The organism is Rahnella sp. CJA17(1/100) (genome assembly GCF_963881615.1).
In the GTDB taxonomy this organism is placed as follows: domain Bacteria; phylum Pseudomonadota; class Gammaproteobacteria; order Enterobacterales; family Enterobacteriaceae; genus Rahnella; species Rahnella aceris.
On the sequence record NZ_CAWOJA010000033.1, the window covers coordinates 314,524 to 339,562 of the forward strand.

Annotated in this window: 17 protein-coding genes; 3 read left to right on the forward strand and 14 right to left on the reverse strand. The window is 55.9% G+C overall.

Going from position 1 to position 25,039, the window contains the following annotated elements:
• Positions 1 to 160: 160 nt before the first annotated feature.
• The 10 genes from AACU55_RS16105 to AACU55_RS16150 form a co-directional block, all read right to left on the reverse strand.
• Positions 161 to 1,246 (reverse strand): iron-containing alcohol dehydrogenase family protein, encoded by a 1,086-nt coding sequence (locus AACU55_RS16105; protein ID WP_134705748.1) that lies wholly within the window; start codon positions 1,244 to 1,246, stop codon positions 161 to 163.
• 76 nt (positions 1,247 to 1,322) lie between these two features.
• Entirely contained in the window at positions 1,323 to 2,474 is a 1,152-nt protein-coding gene (locus AACU55_RS16110) for an alpha-hydroxy acid oxidase (protein ID WP_134705749.1), read from the reverse strand.
• The gene (gene hisC / locus AACU55_RS16115) at positions 2,471 to 3,637 is read right to left on the reverse strand and encodes a histidinol-phosphate transaminase (protein WP_134705750.1); all 1,167 of its coding nucleotides are present in this window, start codon (positions 3,635 to 3,637) and stop codon (positions 2,471 to 2,473) included. The genes AACU55_RS16110 and hisC overlap by 4 nt, the downstream gene beginning before the upstream one ends.
• 173 nt (positions 3,638 to 3,810) lie before the next feature.
• The gene (gene hutU, locus AACU55_RS16120) at positions 3,811 to 5,499 is read right to left on the reverse strand and encodes a urocanate hydratase (RefSeq protein ID WP_015689922.1); all 1,689 of its coding nucleotides are present in this window, start codon (positions 5,497 to 5,499) and stop codon (positions 3,811 to 3,813) included.
• A gap of 57 nt (positions 5,500 to 5,556) precedes the next feature.
• Positions 5,557 to 7,107 (reverse strand): histidine ammonia-lyase, encoded by a 1,551-nt coding sequence (gene hutH / locus AACU55_RS16125; RefSeq protein ID WP_134705751.1) that lies wholly within the window; start codon positions 7,105 to 7,107, stop codon positions 5,557 to 5,559.
• Positions 7,108 to 7,230: 123 nt separating this feature from the next.
• Positions 7,231 to 8,016 (reverse strand): ABC transporter ATP-binding protein, encoded by a 786-nt coding sequence (locus AACU55_RS16130; protein WP_013575474.1) that lies wholly within the window; start codon positions 8,014 to 8,016, stop codon positions 7,231 to 7,233.
• Positions 8,016 to 8,897, reverse strand: coding sequence for an ABC transporter permease (locus AACU55_RS16135; RefSeq protein ID WP_134705752.1), 882 nt, complete (start codon positions 8,895 to 8,897; stop codon positions 8,016 to 8,018). The genes AACU55_RS16130 and AACU55_RS16135 overlap by 1 nt, the downstream gene beginning before the upstream one ends.
• 17 nt (positions 8,898 to 8,914) lie before the next feature.
• Complete coding sequence (locus AACU55_RS16140; protein WP_134705753.1) at positions 8,915 to 9,895, reverse strand: ABC transporter substrate-binding protein; 981 nt, start codon at positions 9,893 to 9,895, stop codon at positions 8,915 to 8,917.
• 247 nt (positions 9,896 to 10,142) lie between these two features.
• Entirely contained in the window at positions 10,143 to 10,724 is a 582-nt protein-coding gene (locus AACU55_RS16145) for a HutD/Ves family protein (RefSeq protein ID WP_134705754.1), read from the reverse strand.
• Positions 10,721 to 12,094: a formimidoylglutamate deiminase gene (locus tag AACU55_RS16150; RefSeq protein WP_134705755.1), complete on the reverse strand. Its 1,374-nt coding sequence runs from the start codon at positions 12,092 to 12,094 to the stop codon at positions 10,721 to 10,723. The genes AACU55_RS16145 and AACU55_RS16150 overlap by 4 nt, the downstream gene beginning before the upstream one ends.
• Before the next feature lie 249 nt (positions 12,095 to 12,343).
• Between AACU55_RS16150 and hutC the strand changes: the two genes are divergently transcribed.
• The 3 genes from hutC (at position 12,344) to hutG (ending at position 15,428) form a co-directional block, all read left to right on the forward strand.
• Positions 12,344 to 13,162 carry a histidine utilization repressor gene (hutC, locus tag AACU55_RS16155; RefSeq protein WP_013575469.1) on the forward strand — a complete coding sequence of 273 codons (819 nt, stop codon included), beginning with the start codon at positions 12,344 to 12,346 and terminating at the stop codon, positions 13,160 to 13,162.
• Positions 13,163 to 13,332: 170 nt separating this feature from the next.
• Positions 13,333 to 14,595 carry an imidazolonepropionase gene (gene hutI / locus AACU55_RS16160; protein ID WP_134705756.1) on the forward strand — a complete coding sequence of 421 codons (1,263 nt, stop codon included), beginning with the start codon at positions 13,333 to 13,335 and terminating at the stop codon, positions 14,593 to 14,595.
• Positions 14,592 to 15,428: an N-formylglutamate deformylase gene (gene hutG / locus AACU55_RS16165; RefSeq protein ID WP_134705757.1), complete on the forward strand. Its 837-nt coding sequence runs from the start codon at positions 14,592 to 14,594 to the stop codon at positions 15,426 to 15,428. Before hutI ends, hutG begins: the two co-directional genes overlap by 4 nt.
• A gap of 623 nt (positions 15,429 to 16,051) precedes the next feature.
• On the opposite strand, the gene AACU55_RS16170 is transcribed toward hutG, so the two are convergent.
• The 4 genes from AACU55_RS16170 to bcsQ are packed head-to-tail and all read right to left on the reverse strand — an operon-like array spanning position 16,052 to position 25,038.
• Complete coding sequence (locus tag AACU55_RS16170) at positions 16,052 to 19,342, reverse strand: cellulose biosynthesis protein BcsC (protein WP_134705758.1); 3,291 nt, start codon at positions 19,340 to 19,342, stop codon at positions 16,052 to 16,054.
• Between the two features lie 4 nt (positions 19,343 to 19,346).
• Positions 19,347 to 21,686, reverse strand: a complete 2,340-nt coding sequence (gene bcsB / locus AACU55_RS16175; RefSeq protein ID WP_134705759.1) for a cellulose biosynthesis cyclic di-GMP-binding regulatory protein BcsB — start codon at positions 21,684 to 21,686, stop codon at positions 19,347 to 19,349.
• Positions 21,683 to 24,298, reverse strand: a complete 2,616-nt coding sequence (bcsA, locus tag AACU55_RS16180) for a UDP-forming cellulose synthase catalytic subunit (RefSeq protein WP_134705760.1) — start codon at positions 24,296 to 24,298, stop codon at positions 21,683 to 21,685. Before bcsA ends, bcsB begins: the two co-directional genes overlap by 4 nt.
• Positions 24,295 to 25,038 (reverse strand): cellulose biosynthesis protein BcsQ, encoded by a 744-nt coding sequence (bcsQ, locus tag AACU55_RS16185; RefSeq protein ID WP_134705761.1) that lies wholly within the window; start codon positions 25,036 to 25,038, stop codon positions 24,295 to 24,297. Before bcsQ ends, bcsA begins: the two co-directional genes overlap by 4 nt.
• Between the last annotated feature and the right edge of the window lies 1 nt (position 25,039).

A 25,039-nucleotide genomic window follows, 5' to 3' on the forward strand; every position in this document is an offset into this window, starting at 1 on the left:
CCCACCCCAACCCTCCCCCTTCGCAGGGGAGGGAGCCGACCGGGTTGCTTGTGGGATTGGCTTTTGCTCCTCCCCCTGCGAAGGGGGAGGCCGGGAGGGGGTATTAATGAAAAACCAATAAGTTAAAGCTTGCACGACACACCTGAAACTCTAAAAAACCTTAAATTCTCGCCCCCATTTCCTCCACCCTTGCAATTGCCGCATACAGCGCCTCCGCCGTCACCTGTTCTGGCATATTCGCCATATCCGGCGCATGCAGTGATGCCTGCACAATACTTTCCAGCTCATCCTCATTAAGATCGGCAATCTCACTCAGACGCAGCGGCACAGCGCAGGCTTGCGCAAGTCTGACGGCTTCCAGCAGTTCCTCATCACTGCGGTTTTCCAGCGCCAGCAGGCACAGGTTGCCGAAGCCGACCAGCAGACCATGGCCGAATTCACGGGTTTTATCACAGACCGTGAAACCTTCATAAATGGCGTGGGATGCAGCGGCATGTGCCCCGCTGCTCATCAGCGATGTCAGGCCCGCAAACATGAAAATAGCATCGAGTACCTGATCCAGCCCGGCGTTCGGTTTACCTGCGCGGACGGCGTCGCAGGCCACAGGGCCGTAAGATTCGATCAGGTCATAGCAGATCCGGCTGTTGGCGCTGGAAGAACGTGCGACGCCGCTCAGCTGGCCATGATGACTGCTGATGGCACGGAATTCATACCATTTTGCCAGCGTGTCGCCAAGGCCAGCAGCCAGCCAGCGCAACGGGGCAACAGCCAGAATTTCGCTGTCGATGACCACCGAAGCCGGTGCCTGTGGCAGCGGGAATAAATCCCGGAAATGACCGTCGTCGTGGTAACGGATGGTCAGCGGCGTGACGGCGGCGCAGGTCGCGGCAATCGTCGGAATCGTCACAACCGGCACATTGGTTTCCACGCCAACGGCTTTGCAGGTATCAAGAGATTTGCCGCCACCCACACCAATCACGATATCGGCTTTTTTATCTTTAACGATTTTAGCCAGGCGGCTGATATTGCCCTCACTGCTTTCCCCGCCAAACCATTCGCTGCCAACCAGTTCCACGGCGGAACCCTCAAGCTGGTGGCGGATTTTATCCCCCACGGCGGCCAGCGACTGATGGCCACCAATCACCAGCGCACGCGTACCCAGCAGTGCGCAAATGTCACCAAGCTGAGAGATAACGCCGGGGCCGCGCAGGATTTGCGCCGGGAAGATAATATTCTGTGCCTGCATAACTGCCTCTCCGTGATTTTTGTATTTGACGGGTCTGATGAAAATTCTCTGAAGATGTTTTTGTTATTACTTCAAATCAATAGGGTTGTTGACGCAACAAATGCGGCCCAAGCTGGCGAACCGACGTGCAGCCAAGCTGCGCCATCGTGCGGTCAACTTCCTGCAAAATAATCTCCAGCGCCCGTTGCGCACCCGCCTCACCGGCTGCGGCGACACCATATAACATCGGTCTGCCGAGCAGCACCGCATCCGCGCCCAGCGCCAGGGCTTTCACCACGTCAGTGCCACGGCGAAAACCGCTGTCGATGAGGATCGTCGCCTGCGAACCGCACAGCTTGCGGATTTCCGGCAGCACTTCCAGTGCACTTACCGAACCGTCGAGCTGACGGCCGCCGTGATTTGACAGCACAATGCCATCGGCTCCGCTCGCAAAAGCGAGCTGTGCATCTTCCGGCGCGAGGATCCCTTTGATCAACAATGCACCCTGCCACTGGCTGCGGATCCAGCGCAGTGTTTCCCAGTTCAGACGGGTATCCATCTGCGCTGAAAAGTAGCTCGCCCCGCCCGCTCCTCGTTGTTTATCTGCCGGAACGTAGGGTTTGAGATTGCCGAAACCGGGCATTCCTGCCGGTTTTAAGGTTCGCCAGACCCAGCCCGGATGCAGCGCGACATCAATCATGCTCAGCACCGATAGCTTCATCGGCCGTCGGTAATTACGCTTATCTTTTTCGCGGTTACCGAAATGCACCGCATCAACCGAGACCACCAGCGTGGTGCAACCGGCTGCTCTGGCGCGCTCCAGCAGGCTGGTGGTGACGCTCCGGTCTTTGAGCACATACAACTGAAACCAGTGCTGGGGCAGATTTTGTGCCGCGATTTCTTCAAGCGAAGCGGTTGAAACCGTGCTCTGGATATAGGCGATACCCGCACGTTTCGCTGTACGGGCCAGCATGGTATCCGCGCCGAAACGCAACATGCCGTTATAGCCTGTCGGTGCAATCAGTAACGGTGCAGAAAGCCGCCGCCCGCACACCTTGACGGACAAATCGCGCTGGCTTGAATCGTTCAGTACCGGCGGAATAAAGCGCCAGCGGCCAAAAACCTCACGGTTATCCTGCAGCGTTTGCTCATCATCCGCCCCGCCTTCAACATAGCTAAACGCAAAACGGGGCAAGGCGCATTTAGCCTGCTGGCGCAGATCGTCAATGTTCAGCGCAGCACGTTTCACTCCACCTCCTCCGTCAGGATACGTTTCAGGCTGTCGATAAACTGCCGGTTATCCTGTTCATTACCGATGGACACGCGGATCCAGTTTTCATAACCGGTTTCACGCCAGGGTTTGATAATCACGCCATAAGTAAGCAAGCGTTGTGCCAGTTCCGTAGCCGGGCGGCCGCAATCGAAGAACAGGAAGTTGGCATAGGATGAGGCGACGTTAAAACCGAGCGCGGTAAGTTCGGCCGCCATGTCCTCACGCAGTGCGGTGACCAGCACAATGCTGTCGCGGACATGCTGTTTATCCTGCAATGCCGCCACGGCAGCCACCTGCGCCGAACGGTTGATGTTGAAAGGTGTCCGCACCCTGTCCAGCAAATTCACCAGTTCAGGGTGACTGGCTAAACCATACCCCACCCGCAGCCCGGCCAGCCCGTACGCTTTCGAGAAAGTCCGCAGCACAATCCACGGTCGTGGCTGCTCAGCCAGCACCAGCAGACTGTCAGGATAGGCAGCGTCGGTTTCGCAATATTCGAAATAGGCTTCGTCAATCACCAGCACGCAATCCGCTGGCGCGGCATTAATAATGCGGGTGAATCCTTCCCGGTTAAGCATGCAGCCCACCGGATTGGACGGGTTGCTGAAAATCAACATTTTGGCCGGTGTGCGCAGTGCGGTTTCCCAGGCTTCAACATCAAATTCCTGCTGTGCATTCACGCCGACCATCGTGACATCCGCCCCCATCATGCGCGGGAAGATTTCGTGTAAACCAAACGAGGGGATCAGCGTCACAACACGGTCGCCGGGGTTAAGAAACGCCAGCGCCAGCATATGCAAAATGTCTTCAGAACCGTTGCCGATAACAATATTTTCGGCTGCCACGCCGGTATCTGCTGCCAGCGCGTCACGCAGCACCGCACTCGATGCATCAGAATAAATCGCACTGAAACGGGCATCCGCTTCTAACGCCGCCACCACCTGCGGGCTGGCACCAAGCGGGTTTTCATTACTGGCCAGTTTGGCAATATGAGTCACGCCGTATTTTTTTTGCACCGCATCGGCCGAAAGCCCGGCGTTATAAACGCTCAGTGACCGCGCCCCGGGCCTTGCCAGATTTTTCAGAAGCTGTTGCTGCTTTTTAAATGCCGAATCAAGAACTGCCAGATCTGAAGCCATTACTTACCTCACACTGTAGATATGCTCCCGAGTATGCCGTAAATCAGCGGATTTTTACGCCACTTTTTGCAGCATTTTCCGAATGTTTTTGAAACAAAACGGGCAACGGCCTGCGCCACTGCCCGTGAGGTTTGTTCAATTTAATTTCTCAATGAATTAATCACTTACCATTATTACTTTGCGAGCATTGGCAAATTCAGGTGATGACGTTCAGCACAGTCTTTTGCCTGTTCATAGCCAGCGTCTGCGTGGCGCATCACACCGGTTGCCGGGTCGTTCCACAGCACGCGGTCAAGACGGGCATCGGCTTCCCGGGTACCGTCAGCCACAATCACCATTCCGGCGTGTTGCGAGAAGCCCATCCCGACCCCACCGCCATGATGCAGACTGACCCACGTTGCGCCGCCCGCAGTATTAAGCAAAGCGTTCAGCAGCGGCCAGTCGGAAACTGCATCAGAACCGTCTTTCATGGCTTCCGTTTCACGGTTTGGTGAGGCAACAGAACCGGTGTCGAGATGGTCGCGGCCGATAACCACCGGCGCTTTCAGCTCGCCATTACGTACCATTTCATTGAATGCCAGACCGGCAATATGGCGCTCTCCCAGCCCCAGCCAGCAAATACGCGCCGGTAACCCCTGGAAAGCGATACGTTCGCGCGCCATGTCCAGCCAGTTAATGAGGTTTGCGTTATCGGGGAACAGTTCTTTCAGTTTGGCGTCGGTTTTGTAGATATCTTCCGGGTCCCCGGAAAGCGCCACCCAGCGGAACGGGCCTTTGCCTTCACAGAACAGCGGACGGATATAGGCAGGCACAAAACCCGGGAAATCAAAGGCATTTTCCACGCCTTCGTCTTTGGCAACCTGACGGATGTTATTGCCATAATCGACCGTCGGAATGCCCATTGCATGGAAATCGAGCATTGCCTGAACGTGTTTGGCCATCGACGCACGGGCAGCTTTCACCACCGATTGCGGATCTGACAGTCGTGCATCCTGCCATTTTTCCAGGCTCCAGCCTTCCGGCAGATAGCCGTTCAGCGGGTCATGTGCCGAGGTCTGATCAGTGACGATATCCGGGCGCAGACCGCCTTCTTTTGCGCGGGCAACCAGTTGTGGCATCACCTCTGCGGCATTGCCCAGCAGCCCCACGGAAATGGCTTTTTTCTCGGCGCAGGCTTTTTCAATCATGGCCAGCGCTTCATCAATGCTGTGTGCTTTGTAATCGAGATAACGGGTGCGCAGACGGAAATCGATGCGCGATTCCTGACATTCAATTGCCAGTACGCAGGCTCCGGCCAGCACGCCCGCCAGTGGCTGGGCGCCGCCCATGCCGCCCAGACCGGCAGTCAGGATCCATTTGCCGCGCAGGTCGCTGTTGTAATGCTGGCGTCCCGCTTCCGCGAAGGTTTCATAAGTACCCTGCACGATGCCCTGCGCACCGATGTAAATCCAGGAACCGGCGGTCATCTGGCCGTACATCATCAGGCCAGCTTTATCCAGTTCGTGAAAGTGATCCCAGTTTGCCCAGTGCGGCACAATGTTGGAATTGGCAATCAGCACGCGGGGCGCATCGGTATGGGTGCGGAAAACGCCAACCGGCTTGCCGGATTGCACCAGCAGCGTTTCGTCTTCACGCAGCTTGCGTAGACTGTCAAGAATGCCTTCAAACGCCGGCCAGTTGCGCGCTGCTTTACCAATGCCGCCGTAAACCACCAGATCTTCCGGGCGCTCAGCGACATCCGGATCGAGGTTGTTCTGGATCATGCGGTATGCCGCTTCAATCAGCCAGTTCTGGCAGCTCAGTTCCGTGCCCTGCGGCGCACGAACAACGCGGGCAATGGCCGTTTTTTGTGGAGCGTTCATCATCGTTTCCTTCTCTGAAATAGGGTGTTTGAATCAATCTTTACAGGACAAAAGTCATCAGGCAAAGCTTGGCAGCAGCGCTTCAATCGCCGCAGGCCAATGCTCGCGGGAAGCCCACAGACGCATCATTTCAACGTCCGGTGCCATCAGGCGGTCTTTTTCAAGAAACGCCACGTTTTCACGGATAGCTTTCATTTCATTTTCCAGCGTCGCTGAACTTTGCAGCGGACGAAGGAAATCAATACCCTGTGCGGCGGCCATCGCTTCAATGCCCACGACCACGCTGGTGTTAAAGCACATGTCACCCAGACGGCGGGCGGCGTAGGTTGCCATGGATACATGATCTTCCTGATTCGCCGAGGTTGGCAGGCTGTCAACGCTGCCCGGATGCGCCAGCGATTTGTTTTCCGACGCCAGTGCCGCTGCGGTAACCTGCGCAATCATAAAGCCGGAGTTCACACCGCCGTCATTGACCAGAAACGCCGGTAAACCGGAAAGCCCGGTATCGAGCAGTAACGCCATACGACGCTCGGAAATCGCGCCGATCTCAGCGACGGCCAGCGCGATGATATCGGCAGCAAAAGCCACCGGTTCGGCATGGAAGTTACCGCCGGAAATCACGTCACCGTTTTCGGAAAACACCAGCGGATTATCAGAAGCAGCATTGGCTTCGATGCGCAGGATACGGGCAGCGTGGTGCAGGTTATCCAGACAAGCCCCCATCACCTGCGGTACACAGCGGATGGAATACGGATCCTGTACGCGGCCGCAATCTGCATGAGACGTGACAATGTCACTCCCGGACAGGATCTCGCTCAGTGCCGCCGCCACCCCAATCTGCCCCTGCTGGCCGCGGGCTTCATGAATGCGTGCATCCAGCGGTTTTACGGAACCTTTGATGGCTTCCAGCGACAATGCGCCCGCCACCAGTCCGGCAGAAAATACGCGTTCGGCTTCAAACAGACCGGACAACGCCAGCGAGGTGGAAACCTGTGTGCCGTTAAGCAGGGCCAGCCCTTCTTTCGGCCCAAGTTCAAATGGCTTCAGGCCTGCCGTCGCCAGACCTTCAGTCGCCGACATTTTTTCGCCTTGCACCGTGACCTGCCCCTCACCAATCAGCATCAGGGAGAGATGCGCCAGCGGCGCTAAGTCACCGGATGCCCCCACGGAGCCTTTCTCAGGAATACACGGATAAACACCGGCATTGAACAAGGTAATCAGTGCGTCGATCACCTCAATGCGGATGCCGGAATGGCCGCGAGACAGGCTCAGCACTTTGGTCGCCATCACCAGACGCACCACGTTATCCGCCAGATCCTTGCCGATGCCGACGCTGTGCGACAACACCAGATTGCGTTGCAGTTCCGCCAGACGCGCCGCCGGAATACGCGTCTGTGCCAGCTTGCCGAAACCGGTATTGATGCCGTAGACCACTTTCCCCGACTCAACAATGCGGGTGACCGTTTCCTGCGACGCCAGCACGCCTGCGCGCGCCTCCTCAGCCAGTTCAAGGCGGACATTGCCCTGATAAATCTTGCGCAGCATCGGCAGATCAACATGACCTGGTTGCAGGCGGCAAAGGGTTAACGCATTGGATGAAGAAGCCATAATCTATTCCTGTATAGACAAGTGAAACCGGAAGTAAACCCGGCTAAGGACGCAGCCCGCCGGGCATTTACGCATTACATGACGAATCTACAATCTATTCTGTACAGATGCGGGGCGGTGAAATCAGTGATCCATTGCCTGCATCGTTTCGGTACGAATTTCTTCGGTAACCCGCGCTTTCAGCGCCATAAATTCCGGCGACGTTTTCAGGGTGTAGTCCCGCGGATGCGGGAAATTAACCGCCACTTCGGTTTTGATCCGCCCCGGCCGGGCACTGAAAATCGCCACCTTATTAGCCATGAAAATCGCTTCGTCGATATCATGTGTCACGAACAACACGGTTTTGCGCGAGGATTCCCAAATCGATAACAGCAGTTCCTGCATCATCACGCGGGTCTGATTATCCAGGGCGCCAAAAGGCTCATCCATCAGCAAAATTTTCGGATCATTCGCCAGTGCGCGGGCGATGGCGGTGCGTTGCTGCATCCCGCCAGAAAGTTGACGCGGGAAGTGCTGCTCAAAACCCCGCAGCCCGACCTTATTAATAAAGTAGTCGCTGCGCTCTTTTTGCGCTGCCTTACTCACGCCACGCTCCTGCAAACCGAAACGGATGTTCTGTTCAACGGTCAGCCACGGAAACAAGGTATAACTCTGAAACACCATGCCGCGATCGGCACCAGGGCCGTCCACCTGTTCACCATCGAGCCACACTTCGCCACGCGTTGGCTGATCCAGCCCGGCGACAATGCGCAGCAGCGTGGATTTACCACAGCCGGAAGGCCCGAGAATGGTGATGAAGTCGTTTTCATCAACCCGATAATCCACCGGCAACAGCGCCTGCGTTTTCTCGCCCTTCGGGCCGGTAAAAATACGTTCAACCTGACGGACACTCAGTTTCGGATGGCTCATCACAATGAACTCCATACAAACAGCCGGCGGTTGGCCGCTTTGAACAACAGATCGGAGAGCAAACCAATGCAACCAATCACAATAATGCCGAAGATCATTTGCCCGGTATTGAGCAGTGCCTGACTGTTAACAATCATGTGTCCGATACCGCTCGAGGATCCGATAAGCTCCGCCACAATGACATAAGTCCATGCCCAGCCGAGCACAAGGCGCAGCAACTCAGCAATTTCCGGTGCCGCACCGGGAATGATCACCCTGCGCACCACACTCTGGTTGGTGGCGCCCAGCGTATACGCGGCTTCCACCAGGTCACGCCGCGCTGCTCCCACGGTTACCGCCACCATCAGGGTGATCTGGAAGAAAGAGCCGATGAAAATCACCAGAACTTTCTGCATTTCACCAATACCCGCCCACAGGATCAGCAACGGCACAAACGCTGACGCAGGCAGATACCGGCAAAAGGACACAAACGGTTCGAAAAAAGCTTCGATCAGTTTGTAAGACCCCATGAGGATGCCGAGCGGAACGGCAATGGCGCAGGCCAGAATAAAGCCGCCCAGCACGCGCATCACCGTCATACCTATATCAGTCGTAAAATCAAAATCGGTAAAGAGTAAAATCCCTTCCTGCAACATGCTCGCCGGGCTGGCGAGGAATGTCGGGGAAACAAGGCCGGTAAACGTCACCAGCGCCCACACAGCAAAAAACAGCACAAAGAAACAGAACCCGAGAAACCAGCGACGCCGCGACGCGACCGGACGCAAAGGCACCATCATCGGGTTATGCCAGACTTTTTTGCTTGCCGGCAACGGTGCCGGCTCGCGTAAGGCTGACTGCGAAGTCACATGTTGTTCTGCTGTCTGGCTGACAGGGCTGTTCATATCGCGGTCCTTCATGGCTATTTCACGTACTTCGCGTCATATAACGTATTGATATCCGGCGTTTTACGCAGAATTTTCATCTCAGTCAGCAGGCGCGCCGCTTCGTTAGTGAAGGTCACAATTTCACCGCTGAAGAATTTCTGATTGGCCTCACGATCCTGCCAGCGCAGATAACTGGATTCTTCTGCAAACTGTTTGCCGGTCTCTTTCACTGCTGCGCCCATGATCTCGTTGGATTTCTCCGGTTCTTTCCTGATCATATCCAGCGCTTCAAAGTAGCTGTTCACCAGCGCCTGAGCGGCTTTAGGATTTTTATCCAGCCAGTCTGGCGTACAGCCCAGCGTGTCCATCACCATCGGATATTCCAGCGTCGTTGCCAGAATCTTCCCTTTATCCGGGCTCTGACGGATGTTGGAAAGATAGGGTTCATAGGTCACTGCCGCATCATTCTGTCCGGCAATAAAGGCATGCGCAGCGGCATCCGGCCCGAGCGTGGCGAGTTTGACGTCTTTCATCGTCATGCCGTTTTTATCGAGGATCCACGCCAGCAGGAAGTAAGAAGACGTACCCGGTGCATCCACGCTGATGGTTTTGCCTTTCAGATCGGTAATCTTGTTGATACCGCTACGCACCACGATACCATCTGCGCCGTAAGATTTATCCAGCTGTACGATTTGTTTGATCGGCACCCCGCTGGCGTTCCAGGTTAAATAGGTTTCCACGGTGGTCGCCGCACATTGCAGGGAACCGGAAGCGATGGCCAGATGACGCGACTGCTGCGGCACCATTTTCAGCGTGACATCCAGACCGTTCTTTTTAAAGATGCCCGCTTTGTCTGCCAGGGTCAGTGGTGCAAAACCGGTCCAGCCAGAAATACCAATAGCAACCGGCGTATTCGCCGCTTGCGCCACGCTGACTGTCACACTACCCAGCGCCACTGCCAGCCCTAACAAAGACAACGAACGCTTCAGTACAGCCCTGGAAATCATGTTGCTCATCTGCCACTCCTGCCAAAGTATCTGTCTCGGGGGAAATGCCTGCTGCAGTGAAAGCCGCAGGCAAATTACGCTACTGTATATTCTTGTCTATACAAGTCAGTCGACAATATTTAAGCAAGCTTTATGCCAGTTTCTGCACATGCACTTTTACAACATTCAGCGCCGGTTATGGGGCGTTTTGCGCGGGCTGATGAATCAATTCGGTGCGCGCCATGCTCCCTTTTAGCGCAATCCTGTAAGGTATTTATCAGCTGATCGCCGCCCACAACAGCAGGCATCTCTGTTGCTGAGCAACGGGGGTCAGACTCACTGAACCCTGTTGCGATTGTGCCGCTGTCTCAGACCAGTAATACCCCTCGCCCGCCCTCAGCAGCGGGCCATCCGCCAGTTGCCACATCCCGCTGATGACATAAATCACGCCACCTTTTTCCCGCGTCACCGTCAGGTGTTCACGTGCGGCAATCACCCGTGCGGCACATTCAGTACGTCGCGTCATGATGTTAAAATCAGTTGTCACTCCTCCCATCAGGCGGGCATGGAGCGCAGTATCACCGCTGAAGGCAAAAGGCTCACCAGCGACAACGAGTAAGTGATCGACATCAGGCTGTGCCTCTAAATGCACACCTTCCCCGCTCAGCAAGGTGATGGAACGGTCAATACCGGGAAATGCCGAGAACGGGCCGTCCTGTGCGATGGTGGCAATGCTGGCGCGCCAGTCAAAATCATGGCCACCGGCAGGGAAACTGAAGATTTCGCGGGTTTCGCCACCGCCGTTACGCCACGGGCTGACCGGCAGGTCATCGAAGGTGAAATGCTGCCAGGCAATCATGCAACGTCCCCCGCCAGCTGACGGAGAAGCGCGAGGAAATCCGCCGCCGCAGCCTGTTGTTGTTCATGCTGGCCGTTCACAATGCGCGCAATACCGCCGACATACACATCACGGATCTGCCCGGTATTACCGGCGAACAGCCAGCGGTTGAGCAGTTCACTGTTTTTTGCGGCGGCAAGATAGGGATCCTGCCCGTCGAGCACCAGCCAGTCGGCACGATAACCCGCAGAAAGCTGCCCGATAGCCGCGCCGCAAGCCTGTGCACCGCCCTGTAATGCCTGCGTATACAGCACATCGCCTACAGAATTTTGCGCAGAGGTCGTCAGCCGGTTACGTCGCTGGTCACGCAGGCGTTGCCCGTATTCAAACCAGCGCAGTTCTTCAACCACGTTCAGGGAGACATGGCTGTCGGAACCGATCCCCCATCGACCTGACTGCGCCAGATAATCGACGCCGGGGAAAATGCCATCGCCCAGATTAGCCTCGGTGGTCAGACACAACCCCGCGACCGCCCCGCTGTTTGCCATGCTCGCCAGCTCGAAACGGTCAGCGTGCGTGGCGTGGATCAGACACCAGCGGGAATCAATATCCAGATTGTCATACAGCCAGGAAATCGGGCGCTGCCCGCTCCAGCCCAGACAATCGTTCACTTCTTTCTGTTGTTCGGCGATATGAATATGCACCGGCAGGTTTTTATCTGCGGACTGCAACACCTGCTGCATTTGTTCCAGCGTGACTGCGCGCAGGGAGTGGAAGCACAGTCCCTGATTTTGCAGGCTTTTACCGCTGAGTTGTTTGCGGATAATTTCCTGTTGTTTGAGGTAACTGTCCGTATCCTGAATAAACCGTTTCTGTCCGGCCTGTGCCGGTTGCGCGCCAAATCCGGCGTAACTGTAAAGCACCGGCAGCATGGTCAGTCCGATGCCGGTTTGTGACGCGGCTTCACTCAGATGGGCAGTCATTTCACCGTGGTCGGCATAAGTCTGACCGCTGATATCGTTATGCAGATAGTGGAATTCAGCCACCTGCGTGTAACCCCCTTTGAGCATTTCGATATACAACTGACGGGCAATGACACCCACCTGCTCAGGCGTGAGGCGCTGCACCATGCGATACATCAGCTCACGCCAGGTCCAGAAGCTGTCCTGCGGATCACCGGCGACTTCCGCCAGCCCGGCCATCACCCGCTGAAAGGCGTGCGAATGGAGGTTCGGCATGCCCGGAACCACCGGGCCGGAAAGGGGAAGACACCCCTGCGCATAGTTGTCCGGGGTCACCGCAGTCAGCATTCCGGCTGCATCGACGTCCAGCCGCACGTTATGCGCCCAGCCATCTGAAAGTAAGGCGCGTGAAGCAAAATAAGCAGGCATAACAGCATCATTCCTGAACAGTAAGAAGAAACATAAATGCAATTTTACGGAAACAATTGCAAAACTTTTAACCGACTTGTCTATACATATACATATGCCTGATTGCGCTGTAAACTTGCAACAACCCTTTTTTTATAAATTTAGTTTTCCGTCACGCCCTTTCCGTTTACTTTCCACTGATGGAAAATGCCGGGCGAACAGGCAAGCTTTCCCAATATTTCTGGAATTTCATTGAGTGAGGTAAGAGACATGTCGGAGCCCACACCACTTTCTCAAAATGGTGCCGCGCCACATCAGGTCACACAACAACAGGGCGTGTCGCAGCAGACATTGTCCGAACTGGCGGCCGCGATGAGCGATACACCCGCACCGATTTATCAGCGGGTGAAACAGGCGATCATCAGCCAGATCCGCGCCGGTGTCTGGAAACCGCATCAGCGGGTACCTTCTGAAAGTGAGCTGGTCAATGAAATTGGCGTCAGCCGTATGACCATCAACCGTGCTTTGCGTGAACTGACCAGCGAAGGTTTTTTGATCCGCATGCAGGGAGTCGGCACGTTTGTGGCCGAAGCCAAGGCCTACACGCCGATGCTGGAAGTGCACAACATTGCCGATGAAATTGCCCAGCGCGGTCATCGCCACGACAGCAAGATTCTGGTGTGTGAAGCGCGGCTGGCGGATGCCGATCAGGCGCTGCAACTGGGTATCGCCACTGGCACGATGATGTTTTATTCGCAAATTGTTCATTACGAAAACAACGTCGCGGTGCAGATTGAAGACCGTTTTGTGAACCCGGAAACCGCACCCGATTATCTGCAACAGGTGCTGAACAAGCAGACGCCCTATACGTACCTGATGGAAATCGCGCCGCTGACGGCGGGTGAACATCGCGTTGAAGCCATCAGCGCCAGCGATGAGCAACGCGAGCTGTTGCAACTGAATGAACATGAGCCTTGTCTCCTGATCCACCGCCGGACCTGGAGCGGCAGCCGCGTAGTGACTTCCGCGCGCCTGATTTACCCGGGTTCCCGCTATCAATTATTTGGACGTTTCACCAGCCACGGCTGATTCCGGCACACCTTAATGGCGGCTTTGTACGGCCGCTATCTCTTCGTTCAAATTTTGGAAGACGTCTCGTAATAAGAAAAAACTATCGCCGGGCGCCTTGCCGGTTTAACGGTTATGCGTTAGGTTGACTTTAGTTGTCTATACAAGATGAATTCAGCCTGGAGCCCGTCATGCCGGTAGCGATATCCCCTTCTTTTTCTTCCGAACCCCCTTCCCGTTGTGACAGCGTATGGCGCGGTGCCACGCTGGTCACCATGCAGGACGGGCATTACAACCTGATTGAAAACGGGGCGATTGCTGTCGCAGGCGGGAAGATCGTCTGGACCGGCCCTGCCGCAGATTGTCCGGTTTTCGCAGACGCCACACAGCATGAATTCAGCGGCGGGATCATCACGCCGGGCTTTGTTGACTGCCATACGCATCTGGTATTTGGCGGCGACCGCAGCGCAGAATTTGAACAGCGGCTGAACGGCGTCAGCTACGCAGAAATCGCCGCAGCCGGTGGGGGAATTCTCTCCACCGTCAATGCCACCCGCGAGGCCACCGAAGATGAACTTCTGGCTCAGGCGTTGTTCCGCTTACAGCCCTTGCTGGCCGAAGGCGTAACCTGTGTTGAGATTAAATCGGGTTACGGGCTGAGTGTAGAGAGCGAGCTGAAGATGCTGCGGGTGATCCGCCGGTTAGGTGTCATGCTGCCAGTCGAGGTGAAATCCACCTGCCTTGCCGCTCATGCCCTGCCGCCGGAATTCAAAGGACGCGCTGATGACTATATTGACCTCATCTGCGACACATTATTGCCGGTGGTTGCCAGTGAAAATCTGGCCGACGCCGTCGATGCCTTTTGTGAACATCTGGCGTTCTCACCGGCTCAGGTTGAACGGGTTTTTAATGCCGCAAAAACCTTAGGTTTACCGGTTAAATTACACGCCGAACAACTGTCTTCCCTGCATGGTAGCGCCCTGGCTGCACGACATCATGCGCTGTCAGCCGACCATCTGGAATACGCCACTGCAGAAGATGCTCAGGCAATGGCCGCCAGCGGCACCGTCGCCGTATTACTGCCCGGGGCCTATTATTTGCTGCGCGAAACACAATGCCCGCCGGTGGATGAGTTCCGCAAACATCGGGTGCCGATGGCGCTGGCCAGTGATGCCAATCCGGGCACATCGCCTGCGCTTTCATTGCGTCTGATGCTGAACATGGGATGTACCTTGTTCCGCCTGACGCCTGAAGAAGCGCTGGCCGGGATCACCTGCCATGGTGCACGTGCGCTGGGTTTACAGGACACGCACGGCACGCTGGAAGCGGGCAAAGTCGCTGACTTTATACACTGGCCACTGTCGCGTCCTGCCGGGCTGGTTTACTGGCTGGGCGGTCAGTTGCCCTGCACTGTTGTTTTTCGTGGAGAAGTACGAGGAGAGTTCCGTTCATGAGCCTTTCAACTGCCAATGTTATCGCTGAACCGTACCATTTTATCCAGGGTACAGCGCCGTTACTGATCAGTATCCCTCACGCAGGTACACATCTGACGCCAGAAGTCGCCAGCGGTCTGAGCGAAGCCGCCCTCCCGCTTTCCGATACCGACTGGCATATCCCGCAACTGTACGATTTTGCGCGCTCACTGGGTGCCAGCATTCTGGTCGGCCAGTATTCACGGTTCGTTATCGATCTCAACCGGCCTTCCGACGATAAACCGCTGTATACCACTGCCACCACGGGTTTGTATCCCGAGACGTTATTTGATGGTCGCGCGACCTTCAAACCAGGCATGACGCCGACAAATACCCAACGCCAGCAATATTTGGATCAAATCTGGCAACCGTATCACCAGAAAATCCAGTCAGAACTGGCGCGCATGAAACAGGAATTCGGTTATGCACTGCTGTTTGATGCGCATTCCATTGCATCGGTGATCCCGCGTCTTTTCGACGGCCAGTTACCGGATCTCAACCTCGGCACCAACAGCGGCGCAAGCTGTTCACCGGCGCTGAGTGAAATCCTTGAGAGAACCTGCCAGCAACAAACCCGCTTCAGCCATGTGCTTAATGGCCGTTTTAAGGGCGGATATATCACGAGGGCTTACGGCCAGCCTGATATGGATATTCACGCTGTTCAGCTTGAGCTGGCGCAGGTGAATTACATGGAGGAGATGGAGCCATTTGCCTACTCGCCTGATAAGGCGGCTGAATTGCAGGTGTTATTGAAACAGTTGCTGGAAGGGATGGTGAGATGGGGGACGGACAGGTATAAACAAAGCGCTGTTTAATTTCGCTTTTCGCTGGCCGCTAAGGGTAAAACCTGGGTTGCCACCCAGACTAGGCTTAAGGTCAAGACCGTGGGCGTCGGCCCACACCGACCAGAGACCCGGTAACGCGCGGGCCTCTGGACTCCGCGCTTTTTCACTGCGCGCTATCGCTAGTAAATCATGTTTCAGGTATCACAGTGACAGGCTGGAAATCTTGCCGCTACGCGGTGCCTTCATTTCGGGATTGCAGCCTCAGGTCTGCAACCTCTCATTCAGCAAGCTTTCTGAAACGCCCGCACGATCTTAAATTCAAAGACAGCCTGTTTTTCGTCTTTTTAATAAGTTGATTGGCGTGCTCAAAAATGGCACCGAGTGAATGGTTCGAGACCCGAGGCTCGAAACCTGAAACTCGGGAATCGCGCAGCGATGACATTTTACGCCACTCACTGTTGCTAATGAACATGTCCGTCGTGCCCGCGATAGCGCGCAGTTTAAGACGTGGGAGATCCAAGAGGGGCCCGTCATGGCCCCTTTTGGTCGGTTTCGGCGATCAAAGCAGAGTGATAGCCGTTATTAATAAACCGAAATTGTCTCGATCAAGCCCTCGCTGCAAGCGAGAAACCGCCCTAATGCACGATCTGGCATTATTTAAAGTCCGCATACGGCACTAAAGGTTCCGGCGGCATATCCAGATCCCCTTGCCAGCCGCTCATCGAATATCTCGCGTAGAGCAGAAAGTGGCTTGGCGTGTAATCCTTCGCCTGCTGAATATCAATCCCCCCGCCGACGGTCCAGTGAGAACTGACACGCCGTTCGAGCAGTGCCTGCAATGTATAGCCAAAACCGGATCCACTGCTGCCGGTTTCGATGGCATTTTTATCCGGTAATGAATCCGGGATCAGATTCTGGATCGGATAGCGTTTCTGATCGCTGGTTGAGGAGCGCGACCAGGAGACCGAACCGCCAAGCTGCCATGACCAGTTCTCCGTGCGCTGGCGATAACTGACCGGTACGGAGAGTGAGAAGTATTGCTGCGGACTGTAGTAACCCCCCTGTCCCAGCGTGTAACCGCTGAGATCTTTCTGGTAATGCCAGAGCATGGAGCTGAGGCCCACCGTGGCGCGGCGGTTATCTTCGTTAATGACTTTGTAGTAATAGCCCCCCATCAGGCGTTCGCGGGTGTTGTCTTCGACATTTTCACCGGTCAGCTGATGCGCGCTGAGATCAGCCCACACGCCGTTAGCCTGCCCCTGATCGTAACTTAATCCCAGGCTGGCACCGGTCGCACGAACGCCGCCCCAGGTGGTGCCGGTCCCCGGATCTTTTGCGCCCGCGAAAGAAAGTAACGAACTGGAAACCGGACGGCGTGACACCGTGGTCGTCCAGCCGATATCGCCCCAGTCACCGCTGTAAGCCAGCCCGCCGACCCAGTCTACAACCGGGAAACCCAGTGGCGTGGTGCCTAAATCGCCTTTCCATTTGTCATTTTCCCATCCTGCGCCAAGGCTGACGCCATTGGCGTTCTGGCTGCGGTAACGGCGGCAGTTTTGATCGCTACAAGTCCCGAAACTGGCTTCGTAATTACCGTCTTCGTTATCAAAGGTTCCGGCATCCATCCGCACCCAGTCGGCCCTCAGGAATCCGCGCCCCTGATAAACCGGCATATCCGCCTGCAACATGGTGGTGTTGGCCGTGAGATCAGATTTCCCCGGCGTGCCGCTTGATGTCCACGAATCGGTGTCCAGCGTGAAATTCACATCCTGCTGACGGTACAGATCATGCGCGTCTGAACGGATACCGCGTTTCAGCCAGTCATCCGTGGCATTGTTGCGGGTCAGGCGCGTATAGCTGTCGTTATCTTCTGGCACTTTACCGGTGATGCCGCTGGCGACCATCGCCTGTGCGTAATCCTGACGCGCCGTTTGTGGCTGTCCGAGTTGCTGCTCAAGGTTGGCGGCGTTGCGATAAATCAGCGCCTTGTCTTGTCCGTCCGGCTGTGAACGCGCAGCCGTTTTCAAGGGTTGTAACAGCGCCGCCGCTTTGGTGGTTTCACCGACATCACGCCAGGCCATGGCGACCTGTCGTTGCTGATTCAGGCTGAGTTCATGCAGATCAGCCTGCTGCAACTGCTGTTTCGCCTGCGAGGTATTACCGGCAGCAAGGGAAGTATCAATGGCGGTCAGGGTTTTACCGAGCTGAATGCGCTGCGCCATTTCGCGCATGTTGTCGTCCCATTTCGCCTGCGGCAAGGTATTGAGATGGTGCAGTGCGGCGTCGTCACGATCGGAACCGGACAGATACAACGCATAAGCGTAAACCTGTTGCGGATCCACCGGACGCTTCGCCGCAAGCTGTGCAAAAGCCGCATCCGCCTGCGCCGGTTCACCCGCCTCACGCAGGGCACTGGCATAATGGTAGGTCGTCCAGACATCGTCCGGATTGAGTTTCAGCACCTCGCCGTAGCGGTTCGCAGCCTGATTCCAGTTGTGTTCGGCGGCATATTTTTGCGCCTGTGCAGTGACAACGTCACTTTGCAGTCCACGCTGTTTATCGCTGAGTTTCGCCTGCGATGCACCAGGCAATGAATTAATGTAATCCAGCGCTTTTTGCGGCGACTGACGCTGATAGATATTCGCCAGCCCGCGCTGGGCGCTACTGTTATCGTGCTCCAGCTTCAGTGCGCGACGGTAAGCCTGCTCCGCCTGCGTGTCATTTTTGCGCTCAACCGCCACATCCCCAAGCCCGATCTGCGCCCACGGGTCGCGGGAGTCCAGACGTTGCGCCTGGTTGTAAGCCGCTTCGGCCTGATCAAGCAGCCCGGTTTTCAATGCCTTATCGCCCTGCTCGATTTTCAGCCAGTAACTGTTGGACCGGATCAGGCTGTTCCATTTACCCGCGTTATAGCCATCTGTTTCGGCGGCTTTCGCCCGCTGAAACAAAGTCAGCGCCTGCTGGCGGTTACCAGCGCGGGAATAAGCCAGCCCCATCGCACCGAGGACTTCAGCATCGTCAGGTTGTGCCTGCAATGCCTGCTTCAGCGGCGCAATCGCGCCGGTGGAGCCACCATTATTAATCTGCGCCAGACCACGGAGTCGCGCCTGATAACGCGGATCGGCCAGTAACGCCTGCTGGCGCTGAAGTTCCTGCTGCGCGGCAATCACCTGCGGACCGGTGTCGAACGTGGCGATAAACTGTTGCAAGGCATCGACGCTCGGGTTGCCCACAGGCTGGTCCTTAATCTTCTGCAGCCATAAATCAGCGGCCGGAGAACGCCCTTCATTGGTGGCGGCGATTTGCTTAATCAGCCCGACAGCTTTGGCGTTATCCCCTTCGTCAAACGCCATCTGCGCCAGTTGCAGACGTAACTGCACATCACCCGGATACTGATTATTCAGCGCCTGAAGCTGTGCCTGCGCACGGGCTTTTTGCCCCGGCAGCCGCGCAATAAGTTGCCAGTATTCTACTGCCAGATCCAGCGTTGGCGGCTGGCCACCAAACAACTCATCATATTGCGCTTTGGCTTCATCGAGCCGCCCTGCCGTTGCCAGTAACCGCGTCTGCTGGAGTTTTTGCTGCATTTCCGGGGAGGCGATTTTCAGGCTCAGCTGCGCCTGCCGGTATTCATCCGAACCAGGCGAAACCTGTTTAATTTTTTCCAGTTGCTGCTGTGCCTTGGCCTGATCGCCTTCGCGGAGAAGCAAACGTAAACGGGCGGACATGACTTTCGGGTTTTGCGGATCCATTAATTCCAGGCGAAACAGGGACTGACGCACCAGATCGTCCTGATGACTGGCTTCACCGACCCGCACCTGTTCCAGTAACCATTGTTCCGGTGAAACAACGGGGGCTGCAACCGCAGGCGCAGCCAGCAAGGCCAGCCCGATCGTCAGGGCCAGTCTGCCGCGCAAAAACAGGTTTGTGCGCTGTGTGTTCACGGACTTATTCCTGGTCATCATCAGACAGACGACGACGGGCCAGAGAACGCAAACCGGTCCACAACAGGATTGCTGCCAGAATCACCACGATCACCGCCATAACCGCCAGCAATACCGGATGGTTCGCCAGGGCGTTCCATACCCGCTCCCACCACGGCAAATGGCCAGCATAATAGGTATCACCGACTTTCAGGCTGCTGACGCCGGAATCACGCACCACCGCCACCGAGCCAAAGACCTGCGCCCTCTGTTTGCTATCCTGCATCGACTTGTTCAGCATTTCGAAGCCCTGCTGACCGTTTGCCATCAGCGCGACCACGCTGCGCTGATCAAAGTACGGCGACTGTAACCCGACAACCGCCGCAATCGGGCCTTGCGCACTGATTTGCGCGCTGGCATCCACCCGCGCATCGCTGGCCGGTGCCGTGTTATCCGGTAACGACGTCTGGCGGACTGGCGTATTCACCGCATCGCGCGCTGCCTCGATCAGTAAGCTGGCCTTTTTCTCATCGCGCATGCTGTCGTCACGCAAATCCGCAGGCAGATTGCCGATCACCAGCAGATCGGCGTCGGTGGATTTTGCTTTTGCCGCATCTTCAGTCAGCCCCACGCCAAGCGCCGGATAACCGGTGAGTGCGCCAATATTGCCCATCGTATCAAGCAGCGTGGTTAACTGAACCGGTTGCGGTTGCGGCTGAACCACAAGCAGCGTCTGGGATAAATCCGCCAGGCGGCTGAACGGGAAACCGGCGTTGGCGAAGGCGCGCAAGTCAGGCATCGCCATGAAATGGCGGTAACCGGAGAAGTCGATAGTGGAGCTGTCATCTATCACCACATGATTTGGCACGGTGTTATAGGTTTCACAGCGCCCTTCGGTGCCGCTCGCCAGCAGCGAGGTGTAGTCAAAATCGAAGCGGATCTGGTTAACCGCACCCAGTTTCAGCGCGGGAATATTCAGGTCTTTGCTGCCATCCAGCAGCCCCTGTAACAGGGACAGATGCAGTAATTGTGAATCCTCATCGTGTCCGGTTTTCAGGGTCAGATCCTGCACAAACTGGTTATTCAGGCTGATGCTCAGGCGAGAAGTGTTTTTCAGCTGTGGCGAGGTATAACGGTACTTCAGCCGCATATCGATACCGGAGCTGTTAATCAGGAACAGATCCGGCGGCAGATTAATGTTGAGCGTGATCGGATTCGGCTGGATGCCGTCAGACTGTAACTGTTCCGCATACTGTTTCAGTTCGCCAAAGTTCATCGGGCGATCGGTACGCACCCAGTTTGGCGCGTCATACGGCTGGCGTGGCTGGATCCTGTCCACTTTATCGACGCCGATCGTTTCGCCACGAAACAGGATATTCCCCTGCGCAATGCCTTTTACTGCCGTCAGTAAGTCCTGATCATCACGACCGAGGATCAGCAGCATTTTGATGTAAGGATTATCCGGGCGGCTGATCATCTGCACCACAGGCCCTTTCACCGGCGGCAATTCTTTGAGGAAATCAGGGCGTTTGCCATTGGTTGCAAACACCACCGCGTGGCTGTCCGGCAACTGGTTATACAACGTCGGGAAGGATTGCCCGCGCCACTGGGCTTTGGTGCCGAACCAGGAGGCCAGAATCGCCGCTGCCTGTTGCTGGCCGGCATCCGGAGACGTGGCAAAGACCATCGGCAGGCTCAGCGGACGACTGTCGCGCGCATCAAAGAACGGTACCGGGAAATGTGCCAGATCGTTGCTCAGCGGCAGTTTCTGATATTGCAGGCTAAGCGAACTGCCCTTGCCGATTTCCAGCCACAGGGTGGTGTTCGCCGGGTTTTCACAGACGTTCTGGTAGTGACCAATAAACTCCAGACGGATGCGGTTGAAGTCGGTGACATAACGCGGGTCAATGGTCATCTGCAGGTGATTTTTCTTGCCGAGCTGGTCTTTATCAATCACTTCAACGCCCATCAGCTGGTCGTTGAGATACACCTTAAGATGCGACTGAACCGGGATCAGCGATGGCGACGGCGTGAACTCGAGATTCAGTGTGGCCTGTGTCACGACTTCGTCACTGCGCACACCGAACTCAATCTGTCCGTTCGGCTGAATACCGCGCAAGGTGATGGCACCCGGCTGCGGTGCCACATCGGCAAAAGGTAATGTCACGCTGCGCACCGGCGCACCCGGAATAATCATCGGGTTTACCGCAGGCGCCACCATCGGCAGGGTCACTTCAGGCGCAGGCGTGGTGTTGCCCGGTACAACCGGTGCAGGCGCCTGTTCACTGAAGGCCGGAGCCACAGAACCCAACGCCAATGTCATCAAGGCAGATGCCATAAAAGTGGTTAACGGAAGTCTTTTCATTGTTTTGTCATCATCAGGTTGTATTCATCAGGCTGAACGGCAAGCGGCGGATTACGCGGAGCGAAAGACAGCAGCCAGCGGCCAAACGTTCGGGTTCCGGACGCCAGCGGACGGTAGCGTTGCGGGGCGATGTCCAGCATCCGCAGATAGCCACGGATCCCCAACCCCAGCACCTCACGCAGGCTTTCCATCGGTTTGTCTTCAGGGAAGTTGTCTTCGCGTAATACCCAACTGTCGGCCCGGGCAAACGTACATTGGATGAAATCGATATGTTGTTGGGTGGTTAATGGCAGTAACTGCATGCCGATGCTTTCACCAAACACGCGGCTGATCTGCATCGGGAAGGTATATTCCTGTTGTCCACGGTGAAGCAGTAACGTGACGTTGTCACCGGCATGAAACTGGCTTGCACTCGGGGTTTCCAGTCCGACACCGTTGTCGGAGTAGTCCTGAATGGTGCAGACATAAATGTGTCCGTCGGGTTTTAATAGTGACGCGGGCATTCTGGCTTCTACACGGTGTGCCTGGCGCACCTGTTTGGATTCGAACGCCACGGCAATCGCCCCGCCCAGAATAATCATGTTGTAAATCACCCACGCCATACTCACCAGCACCGTCAGGATTTCATCCGGGCGGCCATAGACAATGCGGTAGGCACCGAAGAATAAACCGGCCAGATTGAGCAACATCAGGATCTGATACGGGCGGCTGATTTTCCAGTCAACGTAAGCGTGCTTATTCAGGCCGCCTTTGGCCGTGACGTTGAAAGCCCCGGCATGCGGATTAAACAACGCCACGGTGGTCGGCCTGGCGATATACCAGGCCAGCACGGTTTCGTAGATTTCATTCCAGAACGAATGGCGGTATTTGCCCTGTACGCGGGAGTTGGTCAGGCTGGCATGGATCATGTGCGGCAAGACATACAGTGCGATGGCAACGGCCGGTGCATAAATGATGTAAGCATGCAGCAGCAGAAACGCCAGGGGCGCTGTGAGGAAGATCAGGCGCGGAATACCGGCCAGAAAATGCAACATGGCGTTGGCGTAACACAACCGTTGCGCCAGCTTCAGCCCTTTACCAAACATCGGATTGTCGAGGCGGAATATCTGTACCATGCCGCGCGCCCAGCGGATCCGCTGGCTGATGTGAGCAGAGAGGCTTTCTGTCGCCAGCCCCGCCGCCTGCGGAATACGAATATACGCCGACGTGTAACCGTGGCGGTGCATCCGCAGAGACGTGTGCGCATCTTCAGTGACCGTTTCTACGGCGATACCGCCGATTTCATCAAGCACATCGCGGCGCAATACGGCGCAGGATCCACAGAAGAAACTGGCATCCCACAGGTCGTTGCCGTCCTGCACCAGTCCGTAAAACAGTTCGCCTTCGTTTGGCGTGCGGCGCATACGGCCCAGATTACGTTCGAACGGATCGGGCGAGAAAAAATGATGCGGCGTTTGCAACATGCTGAGTTTTTTATCTTTAAAGAACCAGCCGACCGTCAGTTGCAGGAAAGAACGGGTCGGCACGTGGTCGCAGTCAAAAATCGCCACAAGCTGGCTTTTCGCCTGTTTCAGTGCGTTATTGATGTTGCCCGCTTTGGCATTTTCACGCGTTTCACGGGCGATGTATTTCACACCAATTTCATGGGCAAAATCGGCGAATTCCTGCCGGTTGCCGTCATCAAGCAGATAAATGGTCAGTTTGTCCCGGGGCCAGTCGAGACCCAGCGCGGCGTACAGCGTCGGTTTCACGACGCTGAGATCTTCGTTATACGTCGGGATCAGCAAATCCACCGTCGGCCACGTCGAGACATCCGCAGGCATCGGCACCGGTTTACGGTTAAGCGGCCAGAGGGTCTGGATATAGCCCAGCACCAGCACCGTCCAGGAATAGGTTTCCGCACCTAACAGAAGCAGGCCGCAAATCAGACTCAGCGGATCTTCCCAGTTCAGCGTTGAGGTGTAGCGCCACCATAAATAACGGCAGGAAATGGTCAGCGACAACACGATCATCATCAGCGCCGGGAAACGCCCCGGAATACGGCGAATAATCATCGCAATGCTCCACAGCAGCACCACGAAGACGAACTGTGCGATGTAACTAAAAGGCTGAGAAATACAGAACATCGCCAGGGTGAGCGCCACCAGTGCGGTCATCCAGACCAGAATACGTTTACCGAGACGGCTCATTTTGCCGATACGGCGCGTGACCTTAATTTCCAGCAGACTGTGTGTGACCTGTTCAGGCAATAATTCGAGCCACAAATGGACTTTTTTGCGCAACTGCTGTGGCCAGCGGGTGTGAATCACACGTCCGCGCCGGCTTTCAGCAGGCAGGATGATCAGCAACCACAGGCTTTGCACGATATAGCGCAGCGGATCGGCAAGACGCGGGCGCGACGGCGAAATCTGCGGATACCAGCGGGTGCGTTGTGCTTTAACACGCTGCCAGACAGGGGATTCAAAACGCAAAAACAGCCAGCTTAACGCCACGCAGAAAATCATTACGCCAGCGGCGGTCCGTGAGGAGTGGCTGGCGCGATAGTACCGGTAGCGGTTTTGTAATTCGAAAACTACCGGCGGCACCAGAAACAGGTTGAGCACGCGGTTCATTTTTCCGGACTCCGCCGCATTGTCTGGCTGTGCACGTCCCCTGAATGGCGCAAATGCAGCAGGAACCAGTTCGCCAGTGTGTTAATTTCGCGACTGATTTTACTGTTACTATTCCATTCCCCTGCCGGTTGTTTCGCCGCCAGTGACTCCGCCATGGCTTCGTCGCGGTGTAAAATCACCGGAATCAAAACGGGTAAAGTTTCCTGCCATAACAGCAAAATATCCTGCTGTAACTGACTGGAAGGAATGAACTGATTGAGCAGATAGCGCCCGTTGGCTGGCAGCACATACTGATGTAAACGGGTGTGTGACTGGGTATCGGCGTGGAGAAGCACTACCGTACTGTCGGCAATATTTTGCGCGGTCAGCGGATCGGCTGCCGGAGAGTCGATCAGGATCCAGTCATATACGCCGGTATTTTTAAGCTGAGTGATCGCCTTTTGCCAGTCAAAATCCGGCTGACTGGCGTCGCCGGTCGTGGCATGCCCGTAAGGCAGGAAATCAAGATGAGAGTGGTAACGCAGTGCGGAGTTTTGCCACGGCTCTCCTGTATTGTGCGCATAGCGCCATCCGCGAGCCTGAGCGAAAGGCATACCAAAGTGCAATCGCAGTAAGTTTTCCGGTGAAAAGTCGATGACCAGAACCTTTTCATTTAATTGCGCAAGACCCCAGGCCAGTGCAGCCGTGACTGAAGTGGTGCCTGTACCGCCACGAATTCCCTGTAAGGCAATGACAGCCATA

Excerpts from the sequence above, each read along its gene's own strand:
- AACU55_RS16105 (WP_134705748.1), bottom strand. The coding sequence starts at position 1,246 with ATGCAGGCACAGAATATTATCTTCCCGGCGCAAATCCTGCGCGGCCCC.
- hisC (WP_134705750.1), bottom strand. The coding sequence starts at position 3,637 with ATGGCTTCAGATCTGGCAGTTCTTGATTCGGCATTTAAAAAGCAGCAA.
- hutU (WP_015689922.1), bottom strand. The coding sequence starts at position 5,499 with ATGAACGCTCCACAAAAAACGGCCATTGCCCGCGTTGTTCGTGCGCCG.
- hutH (WP_134705751.1), bottom strand. The coding sequence starts at position 7,107 with ATGGCTTCTTCATCCAATGCGTTAACCCTTTGCCGCCTGCAACCAGGT.
- AACU55_RS16130 (WP_013575474.1), bottom strand. The coding sequence starts at position 8,016 with ATGAGCCATCCGAAACTGAGTGTCCGTCAGGTTGAACGTATTTTTACC.
- AACU55_RS16135 (WP_134705752.1), bottom strand. The coding sequence starts at position 8,897 with ATGAACAGCCCTGTCAGCCAGACAGCAGAACAACATGTGACTTCGCAG.
- AACU55_RS16140 (WP_134705753.1), bottom strand. The coding sequence starts at position 9,895 with ATGAGCAACATGATTTCCAGGGCTGTACTGAAGCGTTCGTTGTCTTTG.
- AACU55_RS16145 (WP_134705754.1), bottom strand. The coding sequence starts at position 10,724 with ATGATTGCCTGGCAGCATTTCACCTTCGATGACCTGCCGGTCAGCCCG.
- AACU55_RS16150 (WP_134705755.1), bottom strand. The coding sequence starts at position 12,094 with ATGCCTGCTTATTTTGCTTCACGCGCCTTACTTTCAGATGGCTGGGCG.
- hutC (WP_013575469.1), top strand. The coding sequence starts at position 12,344 with ATGTCGGAGCCCACACCACTTTCTCAAAATGGTGCCGCGCCACATCAG.
- hutI (WP_134705756.1), top strand. The coding sequence starts at position 13,333 with ATGCCGGTAGCGATATCCCCTTCTTTTTCTTCCGAACCCCCTTCCCGT.
- hutG (WP_134705757.1), top strand. The coding sequence starts at position 14,592 with ATGAGCCTTTCAACTGCCAATGTTATCGCTGAACCGTACCATTTTATC.
- bcsB (WP_134705759.1), bottom strand. The coding sequence starts at position 21,686 with ATGAAAAGACTTCCGTTAACCACTTTTATGGCATCTGCCTTGATGACA.
- bcsA (WP_134705760.1), bottom strand. The coding sequence starts at position 24,298 with ATGAACCGCGTGCTCAACCTGTTTCTGGTGCCGCCGGTAGTTTTCGAA.
- bcsQ (WP_134705761.1), bottom strand. The coding sequence starts at position 25,038 with ATGGCTGTCATTGCCTTACAGGGAATTCGTGGCGGTACAGGCACCACT.